The sequence below is a fragment of the Oleiphilus messinensis genome, from assembly GCF_002162375.1.
Lineage (GTDB): Bacteria > Pseudomonadota > Gammaproteobacteria > Pseudomonadales > Oleiphilaceae > Oleiphilus > Oleiphilus messinensis.
On record NZ_CP021425.1, the window covers coordinates 1,060,870 to 1,079,056 of the forward strand.

An 18,187-nucleotide genomic window follows, 5' to 3' on the forward strand; every position below is an offset into this window, starting at 1 on the left:
ATCCTATTTTCAGTACATCTTAATTTTAAACAGATTGCGTCGATCAAACAGGCAGGATAAAGATGGATTTCGAAAAATTGCTGCGGTTGATGGTTGAGAAAGGGGGTTCGGACCTTTTTATCACCGCGGGCGTTCCACCCAGTATCAAAATCAATGGAAAGATTGTTCCGGTAACCAAAACCTCCATGACGCCGGAACAGACGCGGGAAACTGTGTTGGGGACGATGAGCGAAAGCCAGCGCGAAGAATTTCAGGTTAAGCATGAGTGCAACTTTGCGATTTCCGCGCGCGGCATTGGTCGTTTCCGGGTCAGTGCATTTTACCAACGAAATCTGGCCGGAATGGTTTTACGGCGGATTGAGACGAATATACCCAAAATAGAGGACTTGCGGTTACCGGAAGTCATACGCTCACTGGCGATGACCAAGCGCGGTATGATTATTTTTGTGGGTGCAACCGGTACCGGTAAATCAACCTCGTTGGCATCCATGATTGGTCATCGTAATCGCAACAGCAAAGGGCATATCATTTCGATCGAAGATCCAATAGAGTACATTCACCAGCATCAGGGTTGTATTGTAACCCAGCGGGAAGTGGGCCTGGATACTGACAGTTTCGAGGTTGCCCTGAAAAACACGTTGCGTCAGGCTCCGGATGTAATCATGATCGGGGAGGTCCGGACCCGGGAAACCATGGATTATGCCGTGGTATTTTCCGAGACGGGGCACCTGTGTCTTTGTACTTTGCACGCCAACAATGCGAACCAGGCACTGGACCGGATTATTAACTTCTTTCCCCCCGAGCAGCACAATCAGGTGTGGATGGATCTATCGTTAAACCTTAAGGCAATCGTGGCTCAGCAATTGATTCCAACCCCTGATGGCAAAGGGCGTCGTGCGGTAATCGAGGTATTGCTCAATACACCCCTCTGTGCAGACCTTATTCGTAAGGGCGAGGTGCACAAACTTAAAGAGTTGATGAGCAAATCCCGTGATATCGGGATGCAAACGTTTGATCAGGCACTCTACGACTTGTACGCGGCGGGTGAAATCACTTACGAGGATGCCCTGGCCCATGCCGATTCGGCGAACGATTTGCGCCTGTTAATCAAACTGGGATCCGATTCGGCGAGTGCGGAGCAACTGGGATCCTCGATTGACAAGCTTATGATAAGTGATGACAATGAGGGCACGTCATTCCGTTAATGACTTATGTTTCGGGGTAAGCGGCCCGTTTTCATTGGATTGAGGCCGCTTGAGCGAATCTGTTTTCCGGGTATATCAATCCGTTTATCCCTTCAATAAATTGATCCAAAAGGATTTTGGATTTCATGATCACCTTAAAACGCACCTTTTTTCTCCATATCAATATTTCAAGCTGGTTCGTAATACTGGTTTTATTGGCGGGTGCGAGCTTTGTTTTTGCGCTCTCCAGTGGTGCCATGCAGGTCAGTCTTTGGCAATGGTGGCTGGGGTATGGTGATACGATCAATCAGGAGGTTTTGCTGCAGCTCAGGCTTCCCCGCGCGATTGCATCGTTTTCAACCGGAGCTCTCTTGGGAATGGCTGGCGCGCTTATGCAGGTATTATTGCGAAACCCGCTGGCGGACCCCTATGTGGTCGGGCTTTCCGGTGGTGCTGCAGTGGCATCTGTCGTCGCCATCATTTCCGGGGCCTCGGCGTGGATAATTAGCTCCAGTGCGTTCTTTGGGGCATTGGTTTCCATGTTTCTGGTTTTTTTCCTTGCAGGGCGGGGGCAGGGATCACCGCTCCGTATACTATTGACCGGTATTGTTGTTGCTGCCGGGTGGGGGGCGTTGATCAGTGTTTTATTGGTATCCGAGCCTCATCAGTCAATGGCTGCGGTGCGTTTTTGGCTCATGGGCGACCTGAGTGCGCCTTCCTCTCCTTATTGGTCTTTGGTCGTGATCGTTATTGCGCTGTTGTTCTCATGGGTATGGGCTCCGTCGTTGGATATGTTGTCAGGGGGGGATGCTCAGGCGACTGCATCGGGTGTCAATGTTCGTAGACTGCGAATTGTGAGTTACCTGGCGGTATCGTTTATGACGGGGTGTGCGGTGACCTTGGGCGGGTCTATCGGTTTTGTTGGCCTGATGGTACCGCACGGGCTCAGATTGTCTGGCATTAATGGCTACCGGGCACTGCTACCCGCCTCGGCGTTGGCGGGAGGAGCCTTGCTGACTTTTGCCGACACCCTGGCACGAACGGCGTTGCCGGAGCCGTTGCCTGTCGGAATGGTCACCGCCGTTTTAGGTGTGCCGCTGTTTCTGTACTTATTGAGTCGGTACCAAATAGCTTCAACTTAATACCGGGCTCTCCAAGAGAGCCCGATGGAACAGCTAGTCAACTGTGGGTATCCTGAGCGTTGACTGGAAGGACTTGCTGTGTTTAAAGGTCACGGAATAAGGCGCCAGAGTCGGAGGGGAATACAACAGGTCCAGGGTATCGAAGGCGACAGCTAAACGATGACCTTCCGGTACATCATAGGATGCGGCCAGTAATTCGAAATCGACGCTTGTTCGTTTACCGGGGGTTGCCTCGTGCAGGGTTACCGGTCCATGGGTGATCAATGTCCCCATGCCCCAGGCATCGACGTCATACAAATAACCGATCAATTGCATCTTGCTGCCGGAGCTGGAGAGATTGAGGGTCAATTCGGGAATGCCTCTGATTTTCATCGTTTCAGATAAGCGGTCGGTTTGATACACCATGCCGTGAATTCGGTTTATGAGTGGTATCGATGCTTTGACCGGGATTTTGAACTGATCGAGCAACGGCGAAAGCAGAGGAATTCCGGTTGTGGCTCCGGAGTCAAGTCCGGAGGCGATCGAGTTGTTGATGCTGAACCAAGACGAATAGGGTGTCTCACGTAATTCCCCTTGGCTGAACCAGGTTCGGGGTCCCATATAAAAGGTGGTTGCCGTCGCCCCGGGTACAGGGAGGTCTGTATATTCTTCACGTTGATCGCTGAGGTCACGTAACATCGTTACTGGGGCTCGAGCCATCATGCCGTTGTCTTCACCTTTTAGCCAGTAATCGAACCAGTCATGGGCATTAGACCAGGTATAGTTGTTCAAACCAATCAAGCCGAAGCCTTCACCACTGGCATGGGTTCCCTGATTAATGTCCAATCGCTTGGGTACATCCAGCTGCTGGTAGAACTTCATAATCTGATTTACGTTGAATAGATGGTCGGCAAAGTTATTTGCCAGATAAACCGGGGCATTCCGCTCATTGATTAATTCCACTGCATTACCCGGTGAGCGTTTTGCAGCCCAGGAGATGGTTTCATCAATGTTTTGGTGGGTGATAAGATTGCCGAAGTTTTCGGTAATTTCCGGGTTCATGGTACCGGTGATGTATCCGGTTGAAACCAACAATCCTCCCCAAACCAGATTCGGGCTTTCCTGGTTGTAAAGTGAATCCTGTAGACTGCCCCAGGTGCTCATAGCAACGGCTGTTTTTATTCGGGGTTCATGTGCTAGCCCCATCAGGCTGATGCCGCTGCCATAGGAGATACCGCTGATACCGATGTTATCCATGTCGGCAGCCGTATTCGCCTGTAGCCAATCAACAATGGCATTCAAGTCTTGCATGTCTTTCGGGCCCACGACATCAATCAACCCGCCGGAACATCCCCAGCCACGGGCGCTGTAACTTAAGACCTGGTAGCCTTTTTGCGCAAACTGAGCGGCTTGCACAATATATTCGTGTTCCTCCAGCACCCAGCTGTTGACGAAGATTATCGTTGGAAAGCCATTCGGTCCCGGTTCTGAAGTGGGCGTAAACAGGTTCGCATCGATGGTTACGCCGTCTATCGAGGGGATGTCAATTACATCGTTAAATGTAAAGTCCTCATGTGGCGGGAGGTTCAGCTCAACGCAAATATTACCTTGTGCCAGAGAGCTGAAGAGTGTTGTGATAAGTGTCGCGCTTGCCCAATGCGTTATTGTTTTCATTCAGGACTGTCCTTTCTGTTTCCGTTGTTTGTTATAGGTTGTCTGGACTACTGCTGTCTGCGAATCACGGGCAGACAAGTCGAAAGGTCTGTGTGTTGTGTCTCTTTTGGTGTGGGTAATGAGTAGATCTGGCTCCTGTGCTGCAAATGGGATAAGAAAAGAGTACTCAAAAAGACATGGAGGGCACACGACGGGAACGGCCAGGGTGGACAGTTCCCGACAGCAATGTGTGAATCTGGTTGGGTTCTGTGACAGACGTCGCAGGTTGCTTTAATCTGCAATGTCAGAGGTAGCGAATGCTGCTGACTTTCTGAATGCTGAAGGGCTTGACCCGATTGATTCGATAAATGCGCGATCGAATGCGCGCCGACTGGAGTAACCTAAATTGTAGGCAATTTCTTCAATGCTCTCTTGACTGTGGATGAGCAATTTTTTGCCCTGTCTCAGCTTTTCGGCAAGTAAAATCTGTCGAAAGCTCTGATTTTCGGCTTTCAAACGCCGATTTAGGCTGCGTACGCTGAGGTTCAATTGGTTTGCGATATCGTCCAGGATAACAGGGCCTGACAGCTCTGCTTCCCTGAGTAGCGACCGCACGCGTTCCGTGTAGTGTGATTGAACGGGCTGTATTTGACCCGCATTTGGAGCGGGGGAAAGTTGATCCAGTGTCCGTGTGACCTCTGTTTCCAAGGCTTTGGTTACTGCCGGGGCCGCGACATGCGATGCACTGGATAGCCAGTGCTCGGAAAACACAAGACTATAGTGTTCGGCGCCTGTTTCGATACCGCACTCAAAGGCTGCAGCGGCAGTATTTTTATAGGTGATGTCGTGGGCAAAACTTACTTTATCGAGCGCGAAACCTCGACCATTTTGTAATTTGAACCAGACCTGATAGGCTCGCATGATCGCTTCGTTTCTTGAATGGTCAGAATTTTCCTGGAAGAAAATTCTGAGTATGGCCTGGCCATTTTTGTGAACAAGAACCGGGGCAGGCTCATCTGACCATAACGGGTAGTAACGTATTAGATACGTAAGCGATTCACCCAGAGTGGGGCAGGAGAGTAACAGGTGTTGCAGAACACTGAAACTGCTTGATCCCATAACTTTACCCACTCTCAGTCCAATATCCGGGATGTCCAGTGCAGACCTTACGGATTGGTAGAGTTTGCTGGCAAGCTGAACGGAAATGCGTTGGTTCGGGTTGTCGAACCAGGCTGAATCCAGTTGATATTGGTGGAGCAATGGTTCTAATTCACAGCCTTTATGCAACGCATACCCCAAGAGGGGCTTTAAGGCGCTTGCACAGGTAAATAGGGTGCCATTGCCGTCCACAGTACGATCTATGGTCGTCATGAATATTGTTGATTTGTGCTGAGTGTCTGTTTACGGCTGACTTTTCCAGGTTGAAAACGGTGGGCCAGCTCGATGTTTTTTATATTATTGCTGTTTTTTAACCAAGTGTTGATCGGGAGTCAATCAAGGAATGGGTAAATTGAGGAGTTTGTGCCGAAATCCTTGCCTATTTTGTGCCTTTGATGTGCTTCCGGTAGATTTTATCGCGAGTGCCGTTTTCTGTTAGCTTTTTCAACGTATTATTGAATCCGCTGAGTATTTCCGTGGCATTGGGATAGGTTTTGGAGATGATGAAGTGGTGGTTAGTCTGATTGATAATAAAGTCCAACACTTTGTAATCGCGCCTGTTGAGGTTGGCTTTGTGGATCGTAAACCAACCGACAGACTGATTGATCGGAACAAGATGTACACGCCCGTGCTTCAACAACTGGAAACATTTGCTCAGTGATAGCGGGCGCCAGAGGTGTTTTTCATCGTCGATTAAATGGGGCTTGAGTCCTTCGAGACTGTAACCTATCGGTCGGCACAGTAGATTGGATCGCAGGTCTTCAGGGCCTGAATATTGGGTATCTCTTTTGGCGTTAACAAAAAAGCGTTCAGAAACATGTTCGATGGAGTCCGAAAATAGAAATGACTTTGCACGAATGGCGTCCCAGATGTAGGGAAAGGTACCGAGTGCCTCGTGCTTCTGAACCATTGCGTAACCTCTTTTCCATGGCCGGAAAAGTATCTTTACCTTGGTTCCCATTTGTTCAAAAACAGTTTGCATCAATTCTGTGGAGTAACCACCATTAGGCAGAGAGGGGTCAGTGTACGGGCCATAATCCGGCCCGGTTACCAGTGTAACCGTGTGTTGTTGTTCTCGCTCGGGAACCGTGGTTCCCGAGCCCATTGTTTCAGAGACAGCAGCTCCAGAGAAAAGCGTTCCGGAAACAAGTAGAAGACTGAGGCAAACTGCGCTGGGCAGTATCGTTAATTTCGTGCCCTGCTGTCCCATGTTGTGCTAGCTACCTGAAGTGGAATTGAATCTACCTTGAAAAGTATAGCCCAAATTGCAAACGGCATATGGAATCAGGTTAAAGGTGTTAGGTGATTGTCCCACGATATGTTTTTGTGGCGTGATAGGGTATGTTCTTTCAGTGGTTTTTGTTGCGTCAAATCAACGCGGGTAAGTTTGCCTACTCCTGAGCTGATCAAAAAACCGGAATCCGTTTGTGCTGCAATGCCACAGCCGTCTTCACTGTGAACCCGGGTCAGATATTTGTGTTGCCAGGCATCCCAGATGGTGACCATATTTCCTCTGGGAGACGATACTGCTGCATAGCGTCCGGACTGGTCAAAACGAACACTGCCACAGTACTGCTTCATCGCCGCATTGATTGTTTCCGGTGCATAGAGGAGTCGAATGGATTGACCCATCTGATGGCTTGCGACCAATGGCACGCTGTCCCAAGCATCACCCTGATATTGCATGCCGATCCAAACCTGGCCAAAACCATTTACATCTAAATGCCGAATACTTAATTGACGCAGTTTTTTAGGCAGAGTCTGCCGTTCAATCATACGCCCTGTATCAATGTCGATATAAACGAGAGATGGCTCCATGGTGTCCAGGTTAAGTTTCTCACGACCGTGATCAGGGTGAGTCAGAATGCCGCCGTTGGCGATAACCAGCGTCTTTTGGTAGGGCATGAAATGAAGTTCGTGCGGCCCGATGCCATGGCTGGAATGATTGGCTTTGACTATAAAGTTATCCTGAGTATCGCGCACGGTTACGCGACCTTCGCCACTCGCGATATGATGCTCGGTTGTGACAAGATTTTTCCCGTTCGGGGAAAATACACCGTGGCCGTAGAAATGCTGTCCGCTTTGAGCGCTTTGCCGGCTGATAATGCGCTCTTCCTGATAGTCGATTACCCAGAGGAACGTGCCGGGTCGCCTGGCAATTACCGCGAGCCAGGGCCTGTCGGGGTGAGCGGCAATATGATGTGCCCGTCCGGGAAGTTCAAGACGGAATTTCAATGAACCATCCGGCTTCACGATATACAGGGCATATTGGCCAGTTGAGTCCTTGGCGGCACTGGCCAATAATCCTTGCGGGAGCGCTGTGGTATGTGTTTGTGCCGCTTCGATTATGGCGCCCGGAAACAGAACGGCACCCAGCAATCCTGTAGTAAATTGACGCCGTGACAGGGTCAATTTACTGTGTGAACTCAACTTATTATTTTTTTCCATGTGCAAAATTTGCCTCAGTCGCCATCCCGACTATTGAATCCCAGTTGTATATCCAATGTTTGCATTGCCAATACCAGATCCTGGTGCAGCAACTTCAGGTCATTGGACAATGTGGCCAGTGCCTGTTGGCCTGCCTCATTGGTTATCATGACCTCAAGTGGCTCCGCTTGTCCGTTAACCTGATCAAAAATTTTGTGGAATCGTTGACTGATATTTGTCGCCTGTTCTTCCGGCAGTATCGATGCCAGACTTACCGTCTGCTTTTTATCCTCTGTTGTAGGTGTAGTTGATATTGTATTGGTAGCCGGTTTGAACATGGCATAGAGTGCCTCAACATTGATTTTAATGTTCCGCAACGACCGTTGAGTGCGCCAGGACTCCGCACGTTTTACCTTGGCTTTATCGATTCGTCCGCCACCAGAAGGCATTTTGAGTTTGAAATCCCGGATAACCTCAATGGGTTCCACCAGCGATTTTAAAAGCTGGGTGGCCGCTGCCTTATCATCCTCAAAGTAGTCATTGTCGTCGCCTGTGCTAGCGAAAGCGGGTACCATTTCCGTTTGCCATTCTTGAGTAAGTTCAGCGCCCATTTGCGCCACATAGCTGGCTATCTTGGCATTCAGCGCGCATTGAAAAGGGTGTTCCTGCATTCGCTTCAGAGCATCACCATCAAATATCAGACGCTCAATAGCTGGCAGTCCTTTTATGCTCACGCTGGCTTTGTGAAATTCATCTTCAGTCAGTTGCTTTGGATCCGCTGAATTCAGCATCATTGCGAGTTGCTTGCTAATGTGATTTCGCACGTCAGGCCAAAACTGCATACTGTAGTTACGCATCGAGAACTGTATGGGGCCAAAACGAATATGTTGAATAGCTTGCCATGCATCCATTGTGTCGTGAAAAGCTTTTCGGGTATTGGCCAATTGGGCGCTTACTGTGTTATCTGCTTTGCTTTTGGCAAGATCTACACAAAGCTTCTCGGAGGCAGATTTCAGTGTTGCACTTTGCGCTGCCAGGGTTTGGTAGCGGGGCAGGATCTCGTTGTGCACTAACGTTTGGTTCAGCGTCTTCCAGTCCGGCTCGTCTGCCCATGCTTTTGGTTGTAGCACCAAAGCAAAAACCAGCAGGACGATAGCATAAAAGAGGCCTTGGCGTGGCAGTTTTGATTTGAGTAAGTGACTGGGGATAGGAATGGACGACGCCTGGAAATTTTTTAAGGGGTTCACTATAAAGACTCCAAAAATAAAATCAGTTTCTGACGTTGTTTTGGTGTCAGGCTGATAACGTGTTTTTTGTGTGGCTCGGCTTCTCCACCGTGCCACAAAATAGCTTCGAGTATCGATCTTGCGCGCCCGTCATGTAGTAAATTGACCTGCCCGCTCACTGCGGCGGTTAGGCCCAGACCCCACAGGGGCGGAGTGCGCCACTCGTTGCCAGCTGCTGAAAATTCAGGGCGGTGATCTGCCAGTGCTTCGCCGAGATCATGGAGTAAGAAATCCGTGTAAGGGAATATCGTTTTCGTGTTCTGAGTATCCGGCCACGATATCTGATAGCTCGGAGTATGGCATTGATCACAGCCAATTTCACTGAATATTTGTGCGCCTTCTGCAACCCTCGGATCATCGGTATTTCGGCGAGGCGGGACTGCAATATGTTTTGTGTAGAACAACAGTGCATCTGTCATTTTGCGTGAGGCTTCCAGGTTGTCCTGCCCTTCGGAATTACCATGGGCCTGCTCCAGGCAAGCCGTTTGTTCAGGAGTGCAGTCACCGTATGGATCTGGGAATAACCAATTACTGATGCCAAGATCATTTCTCAAAGCGGCGTTATTTTGTTGATCCAGTGTAGGCTGGCCTGCTTTCCAGCCATACCGTCCCTGGGCCATCTGCTGTTTTGCGATGTCCCATACCCGGTTTACTCTCCCTGAGATACCGTCTTTATCAGAATCTTGTGGGTCTGCTTGTCTGTTGATTGCTTCATCCGGAATGGCATCGATCAGACCGAGACCGATAATCGGGGACGCTATACGCGGGGATAAAAGAGCATGGGGGTGCAGATTGCCATAATTCAGATTATGGACTGTGAATGCGGGTTGTCGCAAAGTAACAACCTCTCCACCATGGAGTGCAATCAACTGCTCAGTATACTGGGTGCGAACCGTGGCTTCCGCTTTTCCACCAGGGTAAGCAAAGGTTTGAAGTTGAGTTCCATAGGTTGGTTCCGGGATCACGCCGGTTTGGTCGTATAGCTTATTTTCTGTAACTGTATGTTCAGGTTCAGGAATCTCCGAAGATAACGGGATGCTCAGGCGAAACAAAAGCGAGGTCGACATTTGCTCACCCGCATTCGGTGCTAGGCCGCGACCATTGCGTTGGTGGCAATGTGAGCATGAGCGGGCGTTGTAGAGCGGCCCAAGCCCGTCACTTGCGGTTGTACTGGAGGGCGCGAACACCCAGATCTTCTCAAAAATACTTTGCCCCACGCGAAAATCCAGGCCTTCCATCATGTTTAACGTTGCAAAAGGAGACATAAATGCTTTGCGGTGCTGGTTAGCATCCGTAACTGAACCTGTTGGGCTCGCGATCACAACCTCGCAGAGTGCGATTTGCAGTATCAGTAAAAGTACTGAAAACCAGGAGGTTGAACTCTTGGCAGAGCTAAATGTAGAGTTAAAAGGTGAATATGGGGTCATCTAATGTTTTTGGTATCCATTGCAGATGTCGCTAAGTCGGCTGCTGCGGGTTTACGCAGCAGCACTTCGTATGGCTTATTGAATAACCGCTGACGGGTTGTCCAAACTGTCAGACCCTTCGATTTCGACGACATCCAGACCTAACGCTGAAACGACCTTTTCGGTTGTTTTTGTTTGCGCGACCAGGGCATCAACAACATTCTGGATAACCTGGTTACCGGCTGTATTGCCACTGCCAATCAAGACATCAAAAGTATTACCCTTTGCGGCTTGATCTACCATCGCTTGCATAGCGCTTTCCGTATTCGCCAGGTTTGCCAGCATTTCGGCATCCAGAGCGGCGTCAATTGTTTTCACGATATCACTCAATGAAGTGCCTTTAACCACCGAGCCATCGGTCCGCTTGTATTGACCGGTGTACACATTCTTGATGCCTTTCGCATCATAGTAGTGTGACCAATGGGTATTGTCAGAGAAGCAATCGTGCTCTTCTTCCGGATCGTGCAGCATCAGGCCGAGTTTAATTCGCTCACCCGCCAGCTCGCCGTAGGACAGGCTGCCCATTCCGGTCAGCATGGTCGCTAATGCTCCAGATTCGCCTTTGGCTAAAAGATCTTTGCTTGCTGCCCCGTCTGCTGTCCAGTTTGCGACCATTTCTTCCAGATCTGAGACAAGTAAGTCTGTCGCTGCTTTCAAGTATTCACGACGGCGTTCGCAGTGACCACCGGTACAATTTTCCAAAGAGAAGTCGGTTGCAGGGCGAGCGCCTGCGCCCTGATTTGTACCATTCAAATCCTGACCCCAGAGTAAAAATTCAATGGCATGGTATCCGGTTGCGACATTGGCATCGACTTCATCTGCTTCGTGCAGGGTTTCGGCTAAAAATTCCGGGGTAATTTTACTGGCATCCACAGACTTGCCAGCAACGGTCAATGTTGTATTGGCGATCACGTTGGCGGTGTAGAGATTGTTTTCATCGGAGTCTGTGCCATATGCGGGGGAGACGTAGTCTATCAACCCTTCATCGAGAGGCCAGGCATTCACTTTGCCTTCCCAGTCATCGACAACTGCATTCCCGAATCGGTAAGCTTCTGTTTGTTGGTAAGGAACGCGTGCAGCGATCCAGGCTGCTTTGGCTTCAGCCAAAGTCGCCGCACTCGGATTCGCCAGCAGGGCGTCGATTGCTTTGCTCAGTGCTTGAGCAGTCGACAGCGAGTCGCTATAGCTGGCATGGGCGATATTGATATAGGTCTGGATCGTTTGTTCTGCCGGAACCGTTGGCTTCGCTGCAGCGGCACTGGCCATCGCTTCTGCTGTGGGCTTGTTCATTTCAGTCGTTGCAGGGCCTTCGTTTTTAGGTTCGCTGTTACAACCTGCCAGGAATATTGTGGCAGATACAGCGGATGCGATGGTGGCCGCATTTGCCCAAGTTGTTACACGTCCCCAGTTTTTTTGAGTCGCCATCGATAAATTTCCTTTGCTGACTTATTAATCGTGATCTGTATGATAATTGTTGTGAGAATCATTATCAATTGTGATTATGAGTATTTTTTGCACCATGTGTTCCGGTATGCTCTGTTTACAAGGTAAATTTAAGGGGCTGTGCCTGTTTTAACTGGTGTATCGGTGTGGTGCGGACGTTGTGTAAGTAAAGGTTCATAGCGTTTATCGGTCAGCGTTTTCATAAAAGCTACGAGCGCATCAATTCGCTTGTCATCAAGTGCTGGCCCTGTCTCAAGCTCTTTCAATGAGAGTGTGCCGGACACTTCGGGGGCCGCCCAATGAGCATCTGTTTCCGGGTTAATTTGCCGCTTCTCACTGCGACTATTGTATTTGTTATAGAACGCCACAACAGTGCGGAGATCCTGGAATACGCCGTTGTGCATATAAGGACCTGTTACTGCGACATTTCGCAGTGTGGGAACTTTGAATTTGCCTTTATGGGCAGGGTCATCGACTTGATCGTTTGCCAGCAACCCGTCATCGACGTGCTTGTCGCCCAGTCCGTTTGCGCTGCGAACTGCTGTGTTAACGGGAACACCAATATTGTGATATTCGTAGTTCGTAAACGTCTCACCGGTGGTTGCCGGCCGGTCATTGAGTTGGTGGCAGAGGTTGCAGTTGGTAAACTGCTGTGAGAAAAACAGCGTCATACCCAAATCTTCTTGCTCGCTCATTTTGTATTCACCACGAAGATAGCGGTCGTATTTTGAGTCAAACGGTGCAAAAAATTGACTGTTTTCAAAGGCCGCGATGCTGTCCGTCAGGGCCTGATAGGCCCGGTTATCATCTTGCAAAATGTCGGCACCGAAAATGCTCTGAAAAGCGGAAACATAGGCTGGATTTTCGCGAATTCGCTCAATCACGCTCTTTTTATCCGGCATACCCATTTCCAACGGGTTCAATGGTGGGCCACCGGCCTGGTCGGAAAGTGTGCTGGCGCGTCCGTCCAGAAATTGACCGCCAACGTATTTTCCGTCTTTGGATTTGTGGAATACCGGACTAAAGCGGGCATAACTGGCAGTGGGTGCATTGCGATCACCCAAGGATTGGCCATCATCCCCCAAGGATACCATTTTTTCGATTCCGTTGTCCCGTGGATCGGCAAAACCCGCTTCCGGAGCATGGCAGGATGCGCAGGATTGGGTTCGGTTTCTGGAGAGATTCTGATCGAAGTAGAGGCTTCTGCCCAGCCCCTCCAGAGACTCGATTGCGCCCGTTTCTGCAGCAACCTGTCCGCTAAAATGAATGCCGATTGCAGCGGCCAGGCTCATATTCAGTATCAATGGCACGGGCTTTTTGCATTTCTGTTTACTCAAATTCTCTGTCCCTCCCGGTTAGTGTGCTTCATCCCAGTTATCGCCGATTCCGGCTTCCACAAGGAGTGGAACCTTCAGGTCGGCCACCGCCGACATCAGGGATGTTACTTTATTTTTAACTGACTCAATTTGATCTATGTTAACTTCAAGCACCAATTCATCGTGTACTTGCATGATGATGTGAGTATCCGGTTGGCTTTCCCGTATCCACTGGTTTACGTCAATCATTGCCAGTTTGATAATATCGGCTGCCGTGCCTTGCATTGGGGCATTAATCGCGGTTCGTTCTGCGGCTTGTTGGCGCATTTTGTTTTGGGCATTAATTTCCGGCAAATAGAGGCGTCGACCAAACAAGGTTTCAACGTATCCTTGTTCGTGTGCGAGGGCTCGGGTGCGATTCATATATTCTTTCACGCCGGGATAACGGTGGAAATAGGTTTCGATATAGTCTTTGGCTGTGGTCCGGTCGATACCCAGTTGACGGGACAGACCGAATTCAGACATCCCGTAGATCAGGCCGAAATTGATGGCCTTGGCGCTGCGTCGTTGATCCTGGGTTACCGCATCAATCCCGACACCGAACACTTCTGCCGCTGTAGCCTTGTGAACATCGAGACCTTCGGCGAACGCGTGCAACAGGCCATCATCTTCGGACAGGTGCGCCATGATTCTCAGTTCAATCTGGGAATAATCGGCTGCCAGGAGTTTATAGCCCTCGGGCGCAATGAAAGCCTGGCGAATTTTGCGGCCTTCTTCACTCCGTATTGGAATGTTCTGTAAATTGGGGTCAGTCGATGATAATCGCCCTGTGGCGGCGACCGCTTGATGATACGAGGTGTGAACCCGTTTGGTTTGGCGGTTCACCATTTGCGGGAGCTTGTCGGTATAAGTCGATTTCAGTTTGCTTAAGCTGCGATATTCCAGAATGAGTTTGGGCAGGGGGTAATCAAGCGCGAGTTCCTGAAGCACCGGCTCTGCTGTTGACGGTTGTCCTTTCGGGGTTTTCTTAATGATCGGCAATTTGAGCTTTTCGTAGAATATGGCCTGTAGTTGTTTCGGGGAGCCCAGATTGAACTCTTCTCCGGCCATATCAAAGGTTTCTTTCTCCACCTGGGCCATACGCTCAGCCAGTCGATGACTGTGCTCATGAAGCTTTTCGACATCAACCAATACACCGTGACGTTCAATTTGAGCCAGAACGGGAACCAGTGGTAGTTCGATTTCCTGGTACACTTTTAGTGCAGGTTGCTGGGTTAACTGCTTGTGCAGGATTTCATGGAGGCGCAGTGTGACGTCTGCGTCTTCCGCTGCATAGGGGGCGGCTTTTTCCAGCTCGATTTGATTGAATGTAAGCTGCTTGCTGCCTTTGCCTGCGATATCTTCGAAATGGATGGTGTTGTGACCAAGGTATTTCAGCGACAGGCTGTCCATGTCGTGCCGGGTGGCGGTGGAGTCCAGGATGTAGGATTCCAGCATGGTGTCACTGACTATGCCTTGCAAGTTAATGTCGTAATTGGCCAGTACATTCTTGTCGTATTTAAGGTTCTGTCCGACCTTGCCGGGTAGCGGTGCTTCCAGGAGTGGCTTTAACGCTTCCAGAACGGCACTCCGGGATAGTTGCTCTGGTGCGCCCAGATAATCGTGGGCAACAGGAACGTAGGCGGCTTTCCCTGGCTCCAGTGCGAACGACACTCCGACTATTTCTGCTGCCATGTAATCCAGGCTGGTGGTCTCGGTATCAAATGCAAACCACGGGGCGGCGGCCAAGCGCTCCAGCCATTCATCAAAAGCAGACTGGGTAAGGATTGTTTCGTACTCAATGCCGCTCATATCCAGAAGACTGGCGTTTTCGTCGTCTGTGGTGCTGCCAGGAGATGTATCCTGATTGCCTTCCGAGCCAGCATCATCCAGTTCCCGAATCCAGGTTTTGAACTCCAGCTCTTTAAACAGATCCAGCAATTTTGCTTTGTCGGGTTCACCGGGCTGAATATCTGCGAGTGTTTCCGGTAGCTCAACCGTGGTTTTAATTGTCGCCAATTCGTAGGACAGCGGCAGGAATTCCAGGCTATCGCGCAGATTCTCTCCGATCTTCCCTTTCACTTGGTCGGCATTTTCCATCACGCCTTTCAAGCTGCCGAATTGCTCCAGCCACTTGACAGCGGTTTTGGGGCCACATTTTGGCACACCGGGAATATTGTCCACTTTGTCGCCCATCAGTGCGAGATAATCGATTATTCGTTCGGCGGGCACTCCGAACTTGCTGATTACGCCAGGCTTATCCAGCGTAGAGCTGTCCATTGTGTTGATGAGTGTGACATGCTCACTGACCAATTGCGCCATGTCTTTGTCGCCGGTTGATATGATCGTTTCAATACCAGACGTGGTTGCTTCGTGGGCCAACGTGCCGATAACGTCATCTGCTTCTACTTCGGGAATAACCAGTAGCGGCAATCCCATTGCAGTAATGATTTCGTGAATCGGTTGGATTTGGCTACGCAATTCCTCTGGCATAGGTGGGCGATTGGCTTTATAGTCAGAGTAAAGTGTGTGACGGAAGTTTTTCCCCTTGGCATCAAAGACAATAATGATTTTTGACGCAGGATAATCTTGTTGCAGGCGGCGAATCATATTGATAACGCCTTTTATTGCTCCAGAAGGTTGCCCCTTGGAGGTAATCAGTGGGGGAAGGGCGTGAAATGCCCGGAATAAATAGGATGAACCGTCAACCAGAATTACTGGGGCGCTGTCTGTTGGATTTGCCATGGGTATTTTTAACTGCGTCGAATTGTTAGTTTAACAAGCCCCGAAACGCTCCGGTCAGAGACATTTACATTGAGTCAATGACACTCAAACCGGGGCTGGTCGCTTGGAGGCAGGTATTTATTGATGAGGTGTAGATTACCAATGAAAAAGACAATATTCACCCTATTTTTGGTGCTTTTGGCGGCGACGGCACAGGCAAGCGATGTCGTTCCAGATCCGGGCGAACCGCAAATTACGATCCGTCATGGGGAAGAAAAAACATTCTATGAATACCGTCAAAATGGTGTCTTGGTCGAGATCAAAGTGGTCCCTAAAATCGGGCCTGTGTATTATTTGGTTCCCGCTGACAGCGGAGAAGGGTGGATCCGGGAAGACAAGTCGCAACTCTTAGTGCCCAGTTGGGTTATTTTTAAATGGTGATATCGAATGGCTGTTTTTACCCCCCTGACACAACAGGATATGGTTCAGATTTTAACGCAGTACACTGTGGGCCAACTGGACAGCTACCGAGAAATCGGGCAGGGGATCGAGAATAGTAATTTTTTCGTTTTTAGTCGTGAAGCATCCCATCCGAAGCAAACTGATGTGCAAAAACCTGATGAGTTAACCCGTTGGGTTTTAACGGTGTTTGAAACTCTCAAGGCAGATGAACTGCCGTTTTTCATGGCATTAACGACGCATCTTGCAGATTCTGCCTTACCTGTTCCGGCACCACAAATAACGCACACTGGCAAACTATGGCTGGAGGTGCGTGGTAAACCCGCAGCGTTATTTCCGTGTTTGAGGGGGGAGTGGGTTGCGAACCCGTCGCGAACACAGTGTGCCGCTTTAGGGCGTTATCTGGCCAAGATGCATGTCGTGTTGCGCGATTTTTCGCAAACGCGGGCACAACCCCGGGACATGGCCTGGATCACCCGTTCAATCAAACAATTACAGGGCTTGATTTCTGCCTTTGATGAACGGTTATTACACAATATTGTTCAGTTTTTAGAGGATAATGCATCGCCCATGCAGCTTTGCTCTGTGGGCACTGTTCATGGAGATTTGTTCCGCGATAATGTCCTGTTTACCGGCGACTCCATTACGGGAGTGATTGATTTCTATCACTCTTGTCAGGATTACCTATTGTTTGATCTGGCGGTGGCAACGAATGACTGGTGCCTTGATGCCGAGCGGGGTTTTCTGGAGGATAAACATGAAGCGATGGTGAGCGCTTATCGAGGCCTTCAAACCTGGACACAGGCTGATGAGGACTGCTGGCCAGCAATACAGCTTTTGGCTGCATTGCGCTTTTGGCTATCCCGACTGCTCAGTCGATATCTCGGAGGTTATCAGGGGCAGTCTACACAGGGCGATATCACCAAGGATCCGGACGAATTTAAATGTCGAATCCTGCATATTGTGCGACGATATCAGTTATTTCCAATAAAACCTGTCTGAAGTTATTGCGATGTTTTGCCCTTGTCGGTAATGCGGATACCGTCTTTATCAATCGTGATCAATTGTTGCTTGTAAAGTGCCCCGATTGTCATTTTGTAAGCATTCTTGCTGACTGCAAAGGCATCCCGGATAGAGTCTGGTGAGCTTTTGTCTGAGAGTGGTAAAAAACCATCTGCTTTGATTAACGCATTTAATACCTTTCGAGATAGATCGTCCACTTTTGCGTAGCCGGGTGCCTGCAGGCTCAGATCGATTTTTCCATCTTCTCGTATGCGCTTGATAAATCCAGTACAACGGGTTCCAATCTTTAGGGGGGATGCGACATCCGAGAAAAAAAGCAGCCCCCAAGAGCGATGGTTAATGACTGCGCTGTAACCGATATCCGTTTTGTCCGTGATCAGCAAATCCACTTTTTGGGCATTGGCAAAACCTTTCGAATCATGACTGATAAATTTGTTCAGTTTCGACGAGCCTGCGATCCGGTTGCTGGCTTCATCGGTATATAAAAACACGGAGTAATAATGATCCGCCTGCATGGTTTTTTGCTGTTCGTTTGCAGGGACCAATAAATCCTTGGGTAATCCCCAATCCAGAAACGCGCCAAAATGGCTTACGGACACAACTTTCAAACTGGCAACTTCACCCACCTGGGCCTTTGGTTTCTTGGTTGTCGCAATGTAGCGATCTTCCGAGTCCAGATAGACAAATACATCGATTTCATCCCCGGGATTACACGTCTCCGGTACTTCGCGTTTTGGCAGGAGTATTTCGCCTAGCCATCCTCCTTGCAGGTAAACCCCTTGAGGTGCACTTTTTAAAACTCTGAGTTTGTTGAATCTACCAATGTTGGCCAACTGAAACCTCTGCTTTGCTTAGTTTGATCATGGTTTAAAAACAGCTCAAGTTTAC

General features: G+C 49.5%; 14 protein-coding genes. 4 read left to right on the forward strand and 10 right to left on the reverse strand.

The window, feature by feature from the left end:
- Positions 1 to 62: 62 nt before the first annotated feature.
- Entirely contained in the window at positions 63 to 1,205 is a 1,143-nt protein-coding gene (locus OLMES_RS04675; RefSeq protein WP_087460186.1) for a PilT/PilU family type 4a pilus ATPase, read from the forward strand.
- A 125-nt stretch (positions 1,206 to 1,330) separates the two neighbouring features.
- Complete coding sequence (locus tag OLMES_RS04680; RefSeq protein WP_198343218.1) at positions 1,331 to 2,326, forward strand: FecCD family ABC transporter permease; 996 nt, start codon at positions 1,331 to 1,333, stop codon at positions 2,324 to 2,326.
- 33 nt (positions 2,327 to 2,359) lie between these two features.
- On the opposite strand, the gene OLMES_RS04685 is transcribed toward OLMES_RS04680, so the two are convergent.
- The 9 genes from OLMES_RS04685 to polA form a co-directional block, all read right to left on the reverse strand.
- A complete protein-coding gene (locus OLMES_RS04685; RefSeq protein ID WP_087460187.1) occupies positions 2,360 to 3,979 on the reverse strand; it encodes an alpha/beta fold hydrolase in 1,620 nt (539 codons plus the stop codon).
- 270 nt (positions 3,980 to 4,249) lie between these two features.
- Positions 4,250 to 5,329 (reverse strand): AraC family transcriptional regulator, encoded by a 1,080-nt coding sequence (locus OLMES_RS04690; RefSeq protein WP_087460188.1) that lies wholly within the window; start codon positions 5,327 to 5,329, stop codon positions 4,250 to 4,252.
- 166 nt (positions 5,330 to 5,495) lie between these two features.
- Entirely contained in the window at positions 5,496 to 6,326 is an 831-nt protein-coding gene (locus OLMES_RS04695; RefSeq protein WP_087460189.1) for a substrate-binding periplasmic protein, read from the reverse strand.
- 74 nt (positions 6,327 to 6,400) lie between these two features.
- A complete protein-coding gene (locus OLMES_RS04700; RefSeq protein ID WP_232465260.1) occupies positions 6,401 to 7,564 on the reverse strand; it encodes a DUF1513 domain-containing protein in 1,164 nt (387 codons plus the stop codon).
- Between the two features lie 14 nt (positions 7,565 to 7,578).
- Positions 7,579 to 8,790 carry an imelysin family protein gene (locus OLMES_RS04705; protein ID WP_157678135.1) on the reverse strand — a complete coding sequence of 404 codons (1,212 nt, stop codon included), beginning with the start codon at positions 8,788 to 8,790 and terminating at the stop codon, positions 7,579 to 7,581.
- Entirely contained in the window at positions 8,790 to 10,256 is a 1,467-nt protein-coding gene (locus OLMES_RS04710; protein WP_087460191.1) for a di-heme oxidoreductase family protein, read from the reverse strand. The genes OLMES_RS04705 and OLMES_RS04710 overlap by 1 nt, the downstream gene beginning before the upstream one ends.
- A gap of 75 nt (positions 10,257 to 10,331) precedes the next feature.
- The gene (locus OLMES_RS04715; RefSeq protein ID WP_232465341.1) at positions 10,332 to 11,561 is read right to left on the reverse strand and encodes an imelysin family protein; all 1,230 of its coding nucleotides are present in this window, start codon (positions 11,559 to 11,561) and stop codon (positions 10,332 to 10,334) included.
- Between the two features lie 287 nt (positions 11,562 to 11,848).
- Positions 11,849 to 13,075, reverse strand: coding sequence for a cytochrome-c peroxidase (locus tag OLMES_RS04720; protein WP_232465261.1), 1,227 nt, complete (start codon positions 13,073 to 13,075; stop codon positions 11,849 to 11,851).
- 18 nt (positions 13,076 to 13,093) lie between these two features.
- Positions 13,094 to 15,838, reverse strand: a complete 2,745-nt coding sequence (gene polA / locus OLMES_RS04725) for a DNA polymerase I (RefSeq protein ID WP_087460193.1) — start codon at positions 15,836 to 15,838, stop codon at positions 13,094 to 13,096.
- A 141-nt stretch (positions 15,839 to 15,979) separates the two neighbouring features.
- Between polA and OLMES_RS04730 the strand changes: the two genes are divergently transcribed.
- Together OLMES_RS04730 and OLMES_RS04735 are read left to right on the forward strand one after the other, a co-directional pair.
- Entirely contained in the window at positions 15,980 to 16,258 is a 279-nt protein-coding gene (locus tag OLMES_RS04730) for a DUF2782 domain-containing protein (protein WP_087460194.1), read from the forward strand.
- Positions 16,259 to 16,264: 6 nt separating this feature from the next.
- Positions 16,265 to 17,278 carry a homoserine kinase gene (locus tag OLMES_RS04735; RefSeq protein ID WP_087460195.1) on the forward strand — a complete coding sequence of 338 codons (1,014 nt, stop codon included), beginning with the start codon at positions 16,265 to 16,267 and terminating at the stop codon, positions 17,276 to 17,278.
- 2 nt (positions 17,279 to 17,280) lie between these two features.
- Here OLMES_RS04735 and OLMES_RS04740 read toward each other — a convergent pair whose 3' ends face one another.
- Entirely contained in the window at positions 17,281 to 18,132 is an 852-nt protein-coding gene (locus tag OLMES_RS04740) for a CvfB family protein (RefSeq protein ID WP_087460196.1), read from the reverse strand.
- Positions 18,133 to 18,187: the final 55 nt, after the last annotated feature.

Coding starts and splice junctions, on each gene's coding strand:
- OLMES_RS04675 (WP_087460186.1), top strand. CDS start 63: ATGGATTTCGAAAAATTGCTGCGGTTGATGGTTGAGAAAGGGGGTTCG.
- OLMES_RS04680 (WP_198343218.1), top strand. CDS start 1,331: ATGATCACCTTAAAACGCACCTTTTTTCTCCATATCAATATTTCAAGC.
- OLMES_RS04685 (WP_087460187.1), bottom strand. CDS start 3,979: ATGAAAACAATAACGCATTGGGCAAGCGCGACACTTATCACAACACTC.
- OLMES_RS04690 (WP_087460188.1), bottom strand. CDS start 5,329: ATGACGACCATAGATCGTACTGTGGACGGCAATGGCACCCTATTTACC.
- OLMES_RS04695 (WP_087460189.1), bottom strand. CDS start 6,326: ATGGGACAGCAGGGCACGAAATTAACGATACTGCCCAGCGCAGTTTGC.
- OLMES_RS04700 (WP_232465260.1), bottom strand. CDS start 7,564: ATGGAAAAAAATAATAAGTTGAGTTCACACAGTAAATTGACCCTGTCA.
- OLMES_RS04710 (WP_087460191.1), bottom strand. CDS start 10,256: ATGACCCCATATTCACCTTTTAACTCTACATTTAGCTCTGCCAAGAGT.
- OLMES_RS04715 (WP_232465341.1), bottom strand. CDS start 11,561: ATGGCCAGTGCCGCTGCAGCGAAGCCAACGGTTCCGGCAGAACAAACG.
- polA (WP_087460193.1), bottom strand. CDS start 15,838: ATGGCAAATCCAACAGACAGCGCCCCAGTAATTCTGGTTGACGGTTCA.
- OLMES_RS04730 (WP_087460194.1), top strand. CDS start 15,980: ATGAAAAAGACAATATTCACCCTATTTTTGGTGCTTTTGGCGGCGACG.
- OLMES_RS04735 (WP_087460195.1), top strand. CDS start 16,265: ATGGCTGTTTTTACCCCCCTGACACAACAGGATATGGTTCAGATTTTA.